The sequence below is a fragment of the Neobacillus niacini genome (assembly GCF_019749295.1).
Lineage (GTDB): Bacteria > Bacillota > Bacilli > Bacillales > Cytobacillaceae > Neobacillus > Neobacillus niacini_D.
The window spans coordinates 134,192-148,129 of sequence record NZ_JACWFG010000012.1; the positions used below are offsets into that span (position 1 = coordinate 134,192).

12 protein-coding genes are annotated in these 13,938 nt (G+C 37.8%); 2 read left to right on the forward strand and 10 right to left on the reverse strand.

Going from position 1 to position 13,938, the window contains the following annotated elements; all coding sequences use genetic code 11:
* Positions 1-104 precede the first annotated feature (104 nt).
* From xylA to H0184_RS17525, 6 genes are all read right to left on the reverse strand, one after another.
* The gene (xylA, locus tag H0184_RS17500; protein WP_221827313.1) at positions 105-1,427 is read right to left on the reverse strand and encodes a xylose isomerase; all 1,323 of its coding nucleotides are present in this window, start codon (positions 1,425-1,427) and stop codon (positions 105-107) included.
* A gap of 165 nt (positions 1,428-1,592) precedes the next feature.
* Positions 1,593-2,669, reverse strand: coding sequence for an ABC transporter substrate-binding protein (locus H0184_RS17505; RefSeq protein ID WP_221827314.1), 1,077 nt, complete (start codon positions 2,667-2,669; stop codon positions 1,593-1,595).
* Positions 2,666-3,466 (reverse strand): ABC transporter permease, encoded by an 801-nt coding sequence (locus H0184_RS17510; RefSeq protein ID WP_221827315.1) that lies wholly within the window; start codon positions 3,464-3,466, stop codon positions 2,666-2,668. The genes H0184_RS17505 and H0184_RS17510 overlap by 4 nt, the downstream gene beginning before the upstream one ends.
* Positions 3,467-4,270 (reverse strand): ABC transporter permease, encoded by an 804-nt coding sequence (locus H0184_RS17515; protein WP_221827316.1) that lies wholly within the window; start codon positions 4,268-4,270, stop codon positions 3,467-3,469.
* Positions 4,260-5,357, reverse strand: coding sequence for an ABC transporter ATP-binding protein (locus H0184_RS17520; RefSeq protein WP_221827317.1), 1,098 nt, complete (start codon positions 5,355-5,357; stop codon positions 4,260-4,262). Before H0184_RS17520 ends, H0184_RS17515 begins: the two co-directional genes overlap by 11 nt.
* Positions 5,358-5,740: 383 nt before the next feature.
* Positions 5,741-7,009: a mechanosensitive ion channel family protein gene (locus H0184_RS17525; protein ID WP_221827318.1), complete on the reverse strand. Its 1,269-nt coding sequence runs from the start codon at positions 7,007-7,009 to the stop codon at positions 5,741-5,743.
* A 277-nt stretch (positions 7,010-7,286) separates the two neighbouring features.
* Here H0184_RS17525 and H0184_RS17530 point away from each other — a divergent pair, with 277 nt between their 5' ends.
* Both H0184_RS17530 and H0184_RS17535 read left to right on the forward strand, forming a co-directional pair.
* Positions 7,287-8,054, forward strand: a complete 768-nt coding sequence (locus tag H0184_RS17530) for a SurA N-terminal domain-containing protein (protein WP_221827319.1) — start codon at positions 7,287-7,289, stop codon at positions 8,052-8,054.
* A 443-nt stretch (positions 8,055-8,497) separates the two neighbouring features.
* On the forward strand, positions 8,498-10,051 hold the full coding sequence (locus H0184_RS17535) for an ABC-F family ATP-binding cassette domain-containing protein (RefSeq protein ID WP_221827320.1): 1,554 nt from the start codon (positions 8,498-8,500) through the stop codon (positions 10,049-10,051).
* Between the two features lie 93 nt (positions 10,052-10,144).
* Here H0184_RS17535 and rbsB read toward each other — a convergent pair whose 3' ends face one another.
* The 4 genes from rbsB to rbsD are packed head-to-tail and all read right to left on the reverse strand — an operon-like array spanning position 10,145 to position 13,938.
* Positions 10,145-11,062 carry a ribose ABC transporter substrate-binding protein RbsB gene (gene rbsB / locus H0184_RS17540; RefSeq protein ID WP_221827321.1) on the reverse strand — a complete coding sequence of 306 codons (918 nt, stop codon included), beginning with the start codon at positions 11,060-11,062 and terminating at the stop codon, positions 10,145-10,147.
* 17 nt (positions 11,063-11,079) lie between these two features.
* Positions 11,080-12,042, reverse strand: a complete 963-nt coding sequence (gene rbsC / locus H0184_RS17545) for an ABC transporter permease subunit (protein ID WP_221827322.1) — start codon at positions 12,040-12,042, stop codon at positions 11,080-11,082.
* Position 12,043: 1 nt separating this feature from the next.
* Complete coding sequence (locus tag H0184_RS17550; protein WP_221827323.1) at positions 12,044-13,525, reverse strand: sugar ABC transporter ATP-binding protein; 1,482 nt, start codon at positions 13,523-13,525, stop codon at positions 12,044-12,046.
* A gap of 17 nt (positions 13,526-13,542) precedes the next feature.
* On the reverse strand, positions 13,543-13,938 hold the full coding sequence (gene rbsD, locus H0184_RS17555) for a D-ribose pyranase (protein WP_221827324.1): 396 nt from the start codon (positions 13,936-13,938) through the stop codon (positions 13,543-13,545).

Below are 13,938 nucleotides of genomic sequence, written 5' to 3' on the forward strand. Positions count from 1 at the left end.
TGTACAACTGATTTTACCGGCATGGGGAAACTTATATATGCCTAAAGTACATCTACAGGTTTCCGAAAAAAGCTGGCTTACATAAGTAATCCAGCTTATCTGTCTTATCCCCGAGAAACATTCAGTAAATATTGATTTAAAGTTGCTTTTAGGTTCTCTTGTCTGCCAGATATATTTTCAATCTTATCAAGCTTTAATGCATACTCTGAAAGTTTATGGAAGTCCGCTTTTCCTTCTACTATATCTTGTCCAATTCCCTCTCTGAAACTGCTATAGCGGTCAGCAATAAAGTTATCTAAAACTTTGTCTTCGATTAGTTTTTGTGCAACCCTTGATCCGACTGCAAAGCTATCCATACCTGCAATGTGAGCCAAGAATAAATCCTCTGGATCAAATGAACCTCTTCGTACTTTCGCGTCAAAGTTTAAACCGCCTGAACCAAGACCGCCATTTTTTAAAATTTCATACATTGCTAAAGTTGTTGAATATAAATCCGTTGGAAATTCATCTGTATCCCACCCAAGTAGTGGATCACCTTGGTTTGCATCAACAGAACCCAGCATTCCATGTATACGAGCTACATGTAATTCATGCTCAAACGTATGTCCTGCAAGTATCGCGTGGTTAGCTTCAATATTAAATTTAAATTTATCATCCAATCCATATGTCTTTAAGAACGCAATACCAGTAGCAACATCAAAATCATATTGGTGCTTTGTTGGCTCCTTAGGCTTTGGTTCAATTAAGAACTGAGCATTAAAGCCGATTTCCTTGGCATAATCAACTGCCATGTGGAAAAAGCGCCCCAGATTATCAAGCTCTAGCTTCATATCTGTATTTAGCAAGGTCTCATACCCTTCACGGCCGCCCCAGAACACATAATTTTCTGCGCCCAGTTCCTTTCCTACCTCAAGGCCCTTTTTAACCTTTGCTGCCGCATAAGCAAAAACATCAGCGTTTGGAGAAGTAGCGGCACCGCTTAACCAGCGCGGATGAGAGAACATATTCGCTGTATTCCACAGCAATTTTGTTTTGCTGGTCTTTAAATAATCTTTAATCATCGCAACAATTTCGTCTAGGTTTTTAAAGGTTTCTGTTAAAGAGTCAGATTCTGGTGCAATGTCATAGTCATGGAAACAAAAGAATGGTACATCCATTTTCTCAAAAAACTCAAATGAAGCTTCTAAACGGGCTTTTGCTAAATCCATTCCTGTATATCGGTCATAAGATCTAACCATTGTTCCTTCACCAAAGGGGTCAGTGCCTCCCGCAGTAAATGTATGCCAATAAGACACAGCAAAGCGCATTAGCTCTTCCATTGACTTACCATTGATCGTTTCACTCGGATTGTAATACTTGAATGCATATGGATTTTTCGAATCCGGACCTTCGTATTTTATTGTATTAACATTTTGAAAATGACTCATTAGGCATTCCTCCAACATTGTGATTTACTTGTCAGCCCTTAAAAACACGTTCCTTATTTTGCCTAATGAATATGCGAAGTATTCCATAAAAGTAATAGTATAAAACATACAAATAAAGAGCCCTTCCATTAAGAAAAGGCTCTTACTCACTGTTACTAAAGAGAATTATTCTAGCGACATTTTAAATTCTAAAAAGTATTCGTTATATGTTCCTAACAGCTCGAGACCTAAATTTTCATATACTTCTAAGTTGTTTCGGCTTTCTTCGTGCGGGTAAAAGCGTTCATCGTTTACCACTTCATCATCTAATAGTTCCCACGCTGCTTTATTTGGTATAGCGTATCCCACATAATCAGTATTTTGGGCAGCCACTTCTGCATCCAGCATAAAATTCATGAATTGATGGGCGCCTGCCACATTCTTTGAAGTTTTAGGAATAACCATGTTATCGAACCATAAGTTTGAGCCTTCTTGTGGTACGGCGTAGTCCAACTCTTCGTTTTCGAACATCATGTCTGCTGCTTGACCAGAAAATGTTACGGCTACTGTTGCTTCATTATTAATCATAAGTGGTGTAATTTCATCACCAATAATGGCTTTGACGTTGCCATTTAGCAGTTTTAATTTTTCTAATGCTTCACGTAATTGGTTATCGTCACGTGAATTTAGCGAATATCCTAAACTGTTTAATCCCATACCCATGATCTCCCGTGCACCATCAACTAAAAATACTTTGTTTTTTAGTGCCGGATCCCATAAATCGTCCCAAGAGTCAAAAGTGATATGTTTTGGAATTTCATTAGGATTATAAACTACACCAACAGTTCCCCAAAAGTATGGAATAGAATATTTGTTTTTCGGGTCGAACGGTAAATCTAGAAAGTAAGGATCGATATTTTGCAAGTTGGGAAGCTTCGAATGATCGATTTCTATTAATAAATCTTCTTTTATCATTGTTTCAATCGTATATTCTGATGGGACAACAACATCATATGCTGAGCCGCCTTGTCTAATTTTCGTTAACATCGCTTCGTTGGAATCGTACGTTTCATAAATAACCGAAATGCCTGTTTCTTCTTCAAACTGGTCGATTAGCGAAGGGTCAATGTATTCTCCCCAATTGTATACGACTAACGTATCCTTTCCACCAGCTGAATTCGCTGCTTCAAGCTTTGAAGCAGCGAACGAAAGTAGTCCGCATGCTATAACGATTGCTAACATTATTTGAATCAAAGATTTCATTGAATTGAGCCCCCCGTTTTTTTCGAGCGCATCGTAATGAAGTAATACATTACGACAATACCGACTGTCACGATAAACACAAGCCCCGAAATTGCATTTACGGTTAACGAAATGCCTGCACGTGCCATGGAATAGATTTCAACAGACAATGTACTAAATCCGTTACCAGTAACAAAAAATGTAACTGCAAAGTCATCTAACGAGTAAGTTAAAGCCATAAAGAAACCAGCTAATATTCCAGGTTTTATATACGGAACAATTACACGTGTTAATACATCGCGGCGATTGGCTCCTAAATCAAGTGCTGCATCAATTAAGTTGGTGTTCATTTCCAATATTTTAGGCAGGACCATTAATACAACGATTGGAATACTGAACGCAATATGTGAAATTAATACAGAAGCAAAGCCCAGCTTAACTCCAATCATGGTGAATAAAATTAAGAAGCTTGCCCCTATCACAACATCTGGGCTCACAATTAAAATATTATTTAATGATAATACGATATTACGTATTTTATAATTTCTCAATGAAACAATTCCAATTGCTCCAAGTGTCCCGATAATGGTTGCTATTAACGCAGATAGCAATGCAACAATTACAGTATTAATTAAGATAGCGAGTAGACGATTATCATCAAATACGGCTTGATAATGTTCTAACGTAAATCCATCAAATGAACCCATTGATCCGCCGCTATTGAATGAATAAAAAATTAAGTAGAAGATCGGTGCATATAAAATAATAAACACGATGGCTAAATATACTTTAGCTTTGGCAGTTAACTCTGATCGCATTTATGCTCGACCTCCTTTTTTCTTTGTGCGCGTAAACCTCATGATTGCAAACATAATCAAGATTAAAAACACAGCAATGGTTGAACCCATCCCCCAGTTTTGTGCTACTAAAAATTGCTGTTCTATCGCCGTACCAAGCGTAATCACTTTGTTCCCAGCAATCAAGCGCGTGATCATAAAAAGTGAAAGAGCAGGGATGAACGTTACTTGAACCCCCGACTTTACACCTTCAATCGTTAAAGGGAAAATGACACGACGGAACGTTGTAAGCGGCGAGGCACCCAAGTCTCGTGCTGCGTAAATTAAAGACGGGTTCATTTTATCTAATGCGTTGAAAATAGGGATAATCATAAACGGTATAAAAATGTACACCGCAACGAACACAAAACTAAAGTCAGTAAATAAAATTTGTGTTGGGTCGAAACCCAGCAATTTAATTACTGCATTGACTGGTCCGTATAGACCGAAAATCCCGATAAACGCATACGTTTTTAATAATAAATTAATCCATGAAGGAATGATAATAAGCATTAGCCATAAATGCTTATGCCTTGTTTTTGTTAAAAGATACGCAGTTGGATAAGCAATAATCAGCGTAAAAAACGTAATTACTAATGCATACCAAAAGCTCGTCAGCGTCATCGTTAAATATGCGGATGTAAAGAAGTTTTTATAGTTTACAAGCGTAAATTCTCCGTTTAGATCGAGCATCGAATAATACAAAACGAGCCCAATTGGTGCAATAACGAAGAGTGCAATCCATATTATATATGGGACGGAAGCTGATTTTGACTTAAACTTCATTCGTATACGCCTCTATGCGTGCGTCAAATTCTTCTTCTGTTTCATTTAGACGCATTATATGAATCGCCTCTGGATCGAAATCAAGACCTACTTGTGCACCTACTTCAGCCTTTTTTAGTGAGTGCACAAGCCACTCATTCCCATCTTTATCATATGTTGATAACTCATAATGTACGCCGCGGAATAACTGCGTGTCGACAGTAACACCTATTTTACCTGCTTCTGGTGAAGTAATTTGCAGATCTTCAGGACGAATAACAACATCAATTTTTTCGTTTGGCTTCATTCCGCCGTCGACACATTCAAATACTTTACCAGCAAATTTGACTTTATAGTCTTCAAGCATGACACCTTCAACGATGTTTGACTCCCCGATGAAGTCTGCAACAAATCGGTTAATAGGCTCATCGTATATATCAACTGGGGTACCAGACTGCTGGATAATCCCTTCGTTTAAAACGAAAATTTCATCACTCATCGCCAAAGCTTCCTCTTGATCGTGTGTAACGAAAATAAACGTTTTGCCAAGGCGCTGCTGCAGCTCGCGAAGCTCGTATTGCATTTCTGTGCGCAGCTTTAAATCAAGTGCTGATAATGGCTCATCGAGTAAAATCACTTCTGGGTCATTAATGATAGCGCGTGCGATTGCAACCCGTTGACGCTGTCCACCTGACATCTCAGTAATTTCACGGTTTTCATAACCTGATAAGTTTACGAACTTTAACGCTTCTGCTACGCGTACTTTAATTTCAGAATCCTTCACTTTCTTAATGCGTAAACCGAATGCCACGTTTTCAAATACGTTTAAATGCGGGAATAGGGCGTAGTCTTGGAATACAGTGTTTACTTGACGCTCGTTTGCAGGTACGTCATTTACACACTTGCCGTTTATGTAAACATTTCCTGTAGTCGGTTTTTCAAAGCCAGCAATAATACGTAATATCGTCGTTTTTCCACAACCTGAAGGACCAAGTAATGTGTAAAACTTTCCTCGCTCAAGCTCAAAACTCACGTCTTGTAAAACCTTCGTATTATTGTTATAAGTTTTTGTTACGTTATCAAAAGTGATAATAATATCGTTTGCCATGGAAGCCTCCTATAAATAAGAATATTAGTCTACCTAATTTATTTAATAGTGCTGACATACAGATTCGCCTTATCATTACATTTTCTACTGAAATAAAAGAATAATTATATACTATAAACCCTGTTAAATGCCCTGCTAAAAGAATGTTCAAACCGTTAAATATTAGTAATTAACATAAATAGAGATAGATTAGCAGGTGTGAAAAAAGTAGATTATTAGTGAAAGGTACCGAATTGAGTTTAGTCATAGAAAGGCTAAAATAGCAATTATTTTATTCTAGCTTTATAGTATTCATTTCCGAACGAAAAAAAACCCATTAATTTGGGTTTTTTTCATTTTGAATCTATATAAACACCATTCTTATTTCTATCAACACTATTATTTCAATAGCCCCTTTCGCCAATCAAGGCTTTGCTGCCCGACTCTTCTACCATGTTTCTTAAATCAGCACCAGATGGATTCTGGAATACTCTAAGTCCAAACTCTGGTGCAACAGCAAATAAATGATCAAAGATATCGGATTGCACAGATTCATAAACTGCCCATTGTACGTCATTGGTAAATGCATAAATTTCTAGAGGCAATCCGTGCTCATTATGTGCAAGCTGTCTTACGATTATGGTCATATTCTGATTGATTCCAGGATGACTTTTGAGATAATTGCTGATATACGCCCTAAATACACCGATATTGGTTAGGGCTCTTCCATTCACGCGAATGTTCCTATCTATCGCATTCTTTGTATTGTACTCAGCAATTTCCCTTTCTTTATGGATAATATAGTCTGATAGGTACTGGACCTTTATGAATTTATCAATCATATCCTCTGTGCAGAACATGATACTGCTTGTATCTATATACAAGCCGCGTTTGATACGCCTTCCGCCTGAGCCTTGCATCCCCCTCCAGTTTTTAAAAGAATCGGAGATAAGGGCATAGCTTGGTATCATCGTAATTGTTTTGTCTCCATTTTGAACCTTTACGGTATTTAAAGAAATGTCAATAACATCACCATCTGCTCCATACTTTGGCATTTCAATCCAGTCACCAACTCGAACCATATCATTTGCGGTCAACTGAATTCCTGCCACTAGTCCTAATAAGGAATCTTTAAATACTAACATCAAAACAGCCGAGAGAGCACCAATACCACTTAATAGAATAAGAGGGCTCTTTCCTATGAGGTTCGAGATAACTAAGATAAACCCAATTGTCATGAAAATAATGTTAACAACCTGAATATATCCTTTAATAGGCTTAACCTTGGATATTTCAAAGGTTTGATAAATATCATTAAATGTATTAAGTAAGCTTTGTATAAACACTAATCCTACAATAATGGTATAGGCAATCGCCAATTTCTCGATGGTTGATTGATAGCTTGGAAAGGTTGAAGCAAACGAATAAATAATGATCGAAGGGACAATATGGGATAACTTTCGAAAAACTTGTCTATCTAAGACGATTTGACCCCATTTGACTTTGGAGTTTGTAACGATACGAGTAATAATCCTTATTACTATTTTCTTTGAAATAAAATTTGCCGCGATACAGATGAGCCCTATTAGCAGAATCTTGAATATTACCGAAAGATATTCTACTAATCTTGGATCTAGTTCCATATCCATAAGTAGATTATTAATGAATTGCATTTGTTCTCCTCCATTTTCAATTGCATCATAAGCAACTTTACGAGGAAAGTATCTAAACTGTCAATCGCTACTTTATCAATAACGAAAAAATGGTACCTTAGCCCTGAGTTGCAATGCTTCAGTTATACAGGCATTCATCATCAAATGTTTCAATCCTGTTATAAATATTAAAAAAGAGCTCATCCTGTTTCTTTTTCGTAGGATTAACTTTATAATGCGCACTAGATGATTTCTTTTTGGGAAATCTATACTTCTAACTAAAGGAAGGAGTTCGATTATGAAAAAAATGATATTTACATTAATAACCGGTCTAATGGTCGTTGTTTTAGCAGCATGCGGAGGAAACGAAGAAAGTAAAGAAGCTAAAAATAATGATAAAGCAAAAACAGCGGAAACCGATCAGCAAAAGGAACAGCAAAAGCAATTGGAAGAAATGCAAAAGAAATTAGAAGCACAGAAAATAGATGAAAAGAAAACTGTTGCCATAGTGAATGATAAAGAAGTTTTAGGAAGCGACTATAATAGCGCTTTAGCATCTGCGCAAGGACAAATGCAGCAAATGGGACAAGACCCCGCTTCTAAAGAAGCTGCAGAGCAAGTAAAAAAGCAAACTATTGACAGCTTGGTCGGACAAACTCTTCTACTTCAAGAGGCAGATAAAAAAAGCTATAAAGTTTCAGAAGCAGATATTAATAAACAGCTGGACGAAATAAAGAAACAGTTTAAAACAGAAAAAGAATTTGATGCCGCTCTTAAACAATCCGGCATGGATATGAAAACACTTGAAACTCAAATAGCTAACGATATTAAACTTAAACAGTACATTGAGAAAGAAGTGCCGGCTGATAAAATAACCGATGAAGAAATTCAAAAAACATATGAACAATTTGCGGAACAAGGAAAGAGTACTGGACAAGAAGTTCCAAAGCTTGAAGAAGTAAAATCGCAAATCGAACAATCTCTTCAACAGCAAAAACAGCAGGAAAAACTCGCTCAGCAGGTTGAAGAGTTAAAGAAAAATGCGAAGATTGATATTAAGATTTAAGGTGCTACACACAAAAATGAACAGCTCAAGTGGCGGATGACAAATGCCCCTTCAAACGAAAAAGAAGATGAATCTCTACAACATGTAGTGTTCATCTTCTTTTTTATTCACTGTATTCTGTATATAAAGGCTCTTTAGTTTGATCAACGGCATTCATTGAAATTTTCTCTGAGACACTTAGCTGGCACAGAGCTTTTCGTTTCGTGCCATATGTTATCTCCTTTAGTTTTTAAATGAGTGAGTACGCAGTCAATATCATTATGCATAGAGCGATCAGTCAAGAAAGCGGTGCTCTGTTCATAATTATTAATTGAGTTACTAAAATCTTGAAATAATGCCTATTATTTCACTGTTAGATTTTCACAAAAATAACTTCAACATAGAAATAGCAGCCAAAATCTAGTATGATATCCACATGTGATATTAGATAAGGGGTTAAAAAAATGAGCGTATTAAACGTAAAAAATTTAAGCCACGGTTTCGGTGATCGTGCGATTTTTAATAATGTGTCTTTTCGTCTATTAAAGGGTGAACACGTTGGACTAGTCGGTGCAAATGGTGAGGGTAAGTCTACTTTCATGAATATTGTGACAGGGAAGCTGCAGCCCGACGAGGGGAAAGTTGAGTGGTCACGAAAAGTTCGTGTTGGTTATCTAGATCAGCATGCTGTGCTTCAAAAAGGCACTACGATGCGTGAGGCATTGAGTACTGCTTTTCAATATCTATTTGATGCTGAAGCAGAGATTAATGACCTTTATGCAAAAATGGGTGATGAAGGTGCTGATATCGATGCACTGCTTGCTGAGGTTGGAGAACTGCAAGAAACGTTAGATAGTAATGATTTTTATCAAATTAATTCAAAAGTGGAAGAAGTTGCTCGCGGTTTAGGATTAGACGATGTTGGACTCGATCGAGATGTAGATGATCTTAGCGGCGGACAGCGTACGAAAGTTTTGCTAGCTAAGCTTTTACTCGAAAAGCCTGAAATCCTATTACTAGACGAGCCAACGAACTATTTGGATGAACAGCATATCGAATGGTTGAAGCGCTACCTGCAGGAATATGAGAATGCATTTATCTTGATTTCACATGATATTCCATTCTTAAACAATGTTGTTAACTTGATTTATCACATGGAAAACCAAGAGTTGAACCGCTATGTTGGTGACTATGATAACTTCTTAAATATCCATGAAATGAAGAAGCAACAGCTAGAGTCTGCTTACAAACGCCAGCAACAAGAAATTGCTGATTTGAAAGATTTCGTTGCTCGTAACAAAGCAAGTGTTGCGACACGCAATATGGCAATGTCCCGTCAAAAGAAGCTCGACAAAATGGAAATTATTGAATTAGGGAAAGAGAAGCCAAAACCAGAGTTTAACTTCAAGGAAGCTCGTGCCGCTAGTCGTTATATTTTCACTGCTGAAGATCTTGTGATTGGTTACAATGAACCACTTTCCCGCCCTCTGAATTTAAAAATGGAACGCGGCCAAAAAATTGCATTCGTAGGTGCGAATGGTATTGGTAAGTCTACTCTTTTAAAAAGTATTCTTGGGTTGATAGATCCCATTTCGGGTAAAGTGGAACGTGGTGAGTACCAACAAATCGGGTACTTCGAGCAGGAAGTGAAACAGTCCAACTACAACACTTGTATTGAAGAGATTTGGAGCACGTTCCCAAGTATGAATCAGGCCGAAGTCCGGGCTGCTCTTGCAAAATGCGGATTAACGACGAAACATATTGAAAGTAAGGTCGAAGTCCTTTCTGGCGGAGAAAAAGCGAAAGTGCGTTTGTGTAAGATTATTAACACCGAAACGAATTTATTAATTCTGGACGAACCTACCAATCACCTGGATGTGGAAGCAAAGGAAGAATTGAAGCGTGCTTTAAAAGCCTATCGCGGAAGTATCTTGATGGTATCCCACGAACCTGATTTCTATCGTGAAATTGCGACTGATATTTGGAATTGTGAGGATTGGACTACGAAAGTGTTTTAAATATAGAGTAAGAGGGGCACCCATACTTGGGTGCCCCTCCAATAAATAGACTTACATAGTGTCGGTTACATTTTAAGATTCTAGAGTGCCTTATTAATCTTTGGATACTAATTTTAATGGGGCTCCTATCATCTTCTCAACCTTTTTTCCCTGCAGAATGTCGCTTGCTGCTCCAACTGCAAGCTTACCAATTAACTCAGGCTGCTGTGCGACTGTCGCTTCCATGTTCCCTGATTTAATTGCATTAAGCGCATCGTCATTCCCATCAAACCCAATGACCATAATTTCCTTACCAGAGCTATTAATTGCCTCAATAGCCCCTAATGCCATTTCATCGTTATGAGCAAATACCGCTTTAATATCAGGATTAGCTTGCAGAAGATTTTCCATAACGGTCAATCCCTTCGTCCGGTCAAAATCAGCTGCTTGTTTAGCCGTTATATTTAACTTCTTATCAGCTACATTATGAAACCCCTGACCTCTTTCACGTGTGGCAGATGCCCCAGGAACTCCCTCTAACTCAATTACTTGTGTATTTTCACCGAGCTTTTCAATAATATAATTTGCAGCCATTTCCCCGCCTTTTATATTATCTGAAGCCACTAATGCTTCTACTTTCCCTTTATCAGCTGAGCGATCCAACGTAACAACAGGAATACCAATATTATTCGCTGATTGAACAGCCGTTGAAATGGCAGCAGAATCAGTCGGATTAATGAGCAGAGCATCTACACCTTGTTGAATTAAATCCTCAACGTCATTTACTTGTTTTGCCGAGTCATTCTGTGCATCTACGATAATAACCTCCATGCCCAAGGCTTCTACTTCTTTTACAACTCCATCTTTTAAAGAAACAAAAAACGGGTTATTTAATGTAGATACTGATAAGCCAATTTTAATATCTTCTAAACTATCTTTTTTATCCGGTTTTGCCCATCCAGGCGGTTGCATAGAACAAGCACTTAGGAGCAAAAGTGTTAGTGACAGACATATAGCCATTATTTTTTTCATTTTAATCTCTCCTTATGCTACTTTTTACGGTCAAGTAATACTGCAATTAATATAACGATTCCCTTGACCACCATTTGATAGAAAGACGATACCCCAAGAAGATTCAAGCCATTATTTAAGGTACCGATGATTAAAGCACCGATTAATGTTCCAAAAATCCTTCCTTTTCCTCCTGATAAGCTTGTCCCTCCTAATACAACTGCTGCAATGGCATCAAGCTCGTAGGAAGTACCTGCAGTAGGCTGTGCAGAATTTAAACGAGAGGTTAGGATTGCCCCTGCCAAAGCTGCCAGCATTCCGGAAAGACTATAAATCATGACTTTTACTTTTGGTACTTTTATCCCTGAAATTAATGCTGCTTTTTCATTTCCACCAATCGCATATGTTTTTCGGCCGAATGGAGTTTTATGAAGAATAATGAATAAAACAACAAATGTTAGTATCATTGTAACCGCTGGTACAGGTATTCCTAAAAAATAACCACGTCCAAATAACTGAAACAGGTAATTATCACCAAGACCCGTAATCGGGTTTCCACCCGTATACACAAGTGTTAGTCCCCTGAAGATTGTCATGGTTGCTAGAGTGGCGATAAACGGAGCCATTTTCCCCTTGGTTATGAACAATCCATTTACCATCCCCATCAAGCCGCCTAGAATACATCCAATTAATATTGCAAGAAGCGGGTCTATCCCTGATACCATCATTCCTGCAGTCAACGCACTTGATAATGCAAGAATAGCCCCGACAGATAAATCAATCCCGCCTGTTAAAATAACAAACGTCATACCAAATGCAATCAGTGCATTGATCGCAACTTGCCTTAATAAATTTAATATATTCAAAGGTTCGAGAAAACTAGGATTTAATATCGATACAATTACGACCAATATAATTAAACCAAGTAATGGCCCTAACTTTTGGGTGATGGCATTCATCATATTTGTCTTAGGTTTTGTCACTGCATTAATGGAATTCATCTCACTGACCTCCTGTTGCCATTGTCATAATTTTTTCTTGGGTGGCATTTTCTTTCAATAGCTCACCATTTATTTTTCCTTCATGAACGACGAGGATTCGATCACTCATACCAAGAACCTCAGGCAATTCTGAAGAAACCATAATGATGGCTACACCCCGATCTGTTAATTCATTCATTAGGTCATAAATTTCTCTCTTCGCTCCAACATCTACCCCTCTAGTCGGTTCATCTAGAATAAGTAATTTGGGCCCGATTCCGACCCACTTGGCAATGACCACCTTTTGCTGATTCCCTCCTGATAGCTTTCCAACCGCAATATCTGGGGATTCCGTTTTTACTGTCAAGCGTTTGATTAACATATTAACAAAGTCTATCTCACTTTTTTCATTGATGATCCCTTTTGGAGCGAAGCTATAGAGTGTTGGCAGCACCATATTATCTCTTATAGAGAAATCTAGAATTAACCCTTCATCTTTGCGATCCTCTGTAATGAATCCGATTCCTGCTTTGACAGCCTGGTCCGGTGTTTTGATTGTCACTTTTTCTCCTTCCAACCAAATTTCACCGTGATCAAAACCATCTAGACCAAAAATCGCCCTCATGATTTCTGTCCTTCCGGCTCCCATCAAACCTGAAACCCCGACTATTTCGCCAGCACGTACAGAAAAATTCACATCCTCAAATTGTCCTTTTTTTGTCAGCCCCTTTACCTGAAGAACAGTTTCACCAAGGTTAGGATTTCGGTTAGGAAAGCGGTCTGTTAATTCCCTGCCAACCATTTTCCTGACGACTTCATCAAAATTTGTTTCTGGAATTGCCTTCGTATCAACGGTTTTCCCATCACGCATGACGGTAATCCTATCACAGATGGAAAAAATCTCCTCCATCCGATGTGAAATATAGACAATCGATACTCCTGCTTTTTTTAAAGAAGAAATAACATCAAAAAGTTTGCTGATTTCCCTTTCTGTTAATGCAGCAGTAGGTTCATCCATAATAATCACTTTTGCTTCTGTCATTAAGGCTTTAGCAATCTCAATCATTTGCTGCTCCCCAACAGAGCAATTCCCCGCCTCTTTATCTAACGGTATCGATACTGCTAATCTATCAAACTGTTTCTTTGCCAACGCTTTCATTTCCGTTACTTTTAGAAGGCCAAAAGAATTCTTTAATTCCTTACCAATAAATAAATTTTCTAAAACAGTCATATCCGGCCAAATATTTAGCTCCTGATGAATAAAGGTGATCCCACTTTGCTCCGCTTCTTTTGGGTTTTTAAAATATGTTTCCTTTCCATCAATTGTGATGGTCCCCTTATCTCGAGCATGAAGTCCAGTAAGTACGTTCATCATCGTTGATTTTCCTGCACCATTTTCCCCCATAAGGGCATGTACTTCACCATCTACTAACTCAAAATTAACACCAGTTAAAACTTGGTTGGTTCCAAATGCTTTATAGATGTTTTCCATCGTAATACGCATATTTATCACCTCATCTTTTAGAAAAATACTCCGGATTGTAAAATACAGTTAGCATATGGTGTAATCTCACCCGTACGAATGACTGCTTTAGCTCGTTTTGTTAATTGTTTAAACTCCTCATGGGAGACTTTTTCAATTTCCTTATCAGCAAATTTATCTTTTAAATAGTTGGCATGTATCGGATTTACTACTTCTATTTCAGATGCAATCGTCACTTTTTCAATTACCATATCCTCTTCTATGGCATTGACTACATCTATAAATGAAGGCATGCCTGGTTTAATTGCTAAATCAATCTTTTTAACACCTTCTGCAATAGGCAATCCTGCATCTGCTATCACAATAAAATCAGTATGACCAAGGTCAGATAATACCTTCGATATATCGCTGTTTAATATTCCATAACGTTTCAT

Excerpts from the sequence above, each read along its gene's own strand:
- xylA (WP_221827313.1), bottom strand. The coding sequence starts at position 1,427 with ATGAGTCATTTTCAAAATGTTAATACAATAAAATACGAAGGTCCGGAT.
- H0184_RS17505 (WP_221827314.1), bottom strand. The coding sequence starts at position 2,669 with ATGAAATCTTTGATTCAAATAATGTTAGCAATCGTTATAGCATGCGGA.
- H0184_RS17510 (WP_221827315.1), bottom strand. The coding sequence starts at position 3,466 with ATGCGATCAGAGTTAACTGCCAAAGCTAAAGTATATTTAGCCATCGTG.
- H0184_RS17515 (WP_221827316.1), bottom strand. The coding sequence starts at position 4,270 with ATGAAGTTTAAGTCAAAATCAGCTTCCGTCCCATATATAATATGGATT.
- H0184_RS17520 (WP_221827317.1), bottom strand. The coding sequence starts at position 5,357 with ATGGCAAACGATATTATTATCACTTTTGATAACGTAACAAAAACTTAT.
- H0184_RS17525 (WP_221827318.1), bottom strand. The coding sequence starts at position 7,009 with ATGCAATTCATTAATAATCTACTTATGGATATGGAACTAGATCCAAGA.
- H0184_RS17530 (WP_221827319.1), top strand. The coding sequence starts at position 7,287 with ATGAAAAAAATGATATTTACATTAATAACCGGTCTAATGGTCGTTGTT.
- H0184_RS17535 (WP_221827320.1), top strand. The coding sequence starts at position 8,498 with ATGAGCGTATTAAACGTAAAAAATTTAAGCCACGGTTTCGGTGATCGT.
- rbsB (WP_221827321.1), bottom strand. The coding sequence starts at position 11,062 with ATGAAAAAAATAATGGCTATATGTCTGTCACTAACACTTTTGCTCCTA.
- rbsC (WP_221827322.1), bottom strand. The coding sequence starts at position 12,042 with ATGAATTCCATTAATGCAGTGACAAAACCTAAGACAAATATGATGAAT.
- H0184_RS17550 (WP_221827323.1), bottom strand. The coding sequence starts at position 13,525 with ATGCGTATTACGATGGAAAACATCTATAAAGCATTTGGAACCAACCAA.
- rbsD (WP_221827324.1), bottom strand. The coding sequence starts at position 13,938 with ATGAAACGTTATGGAATATTAAACAGCGATATATCGAAGGTATTATCT.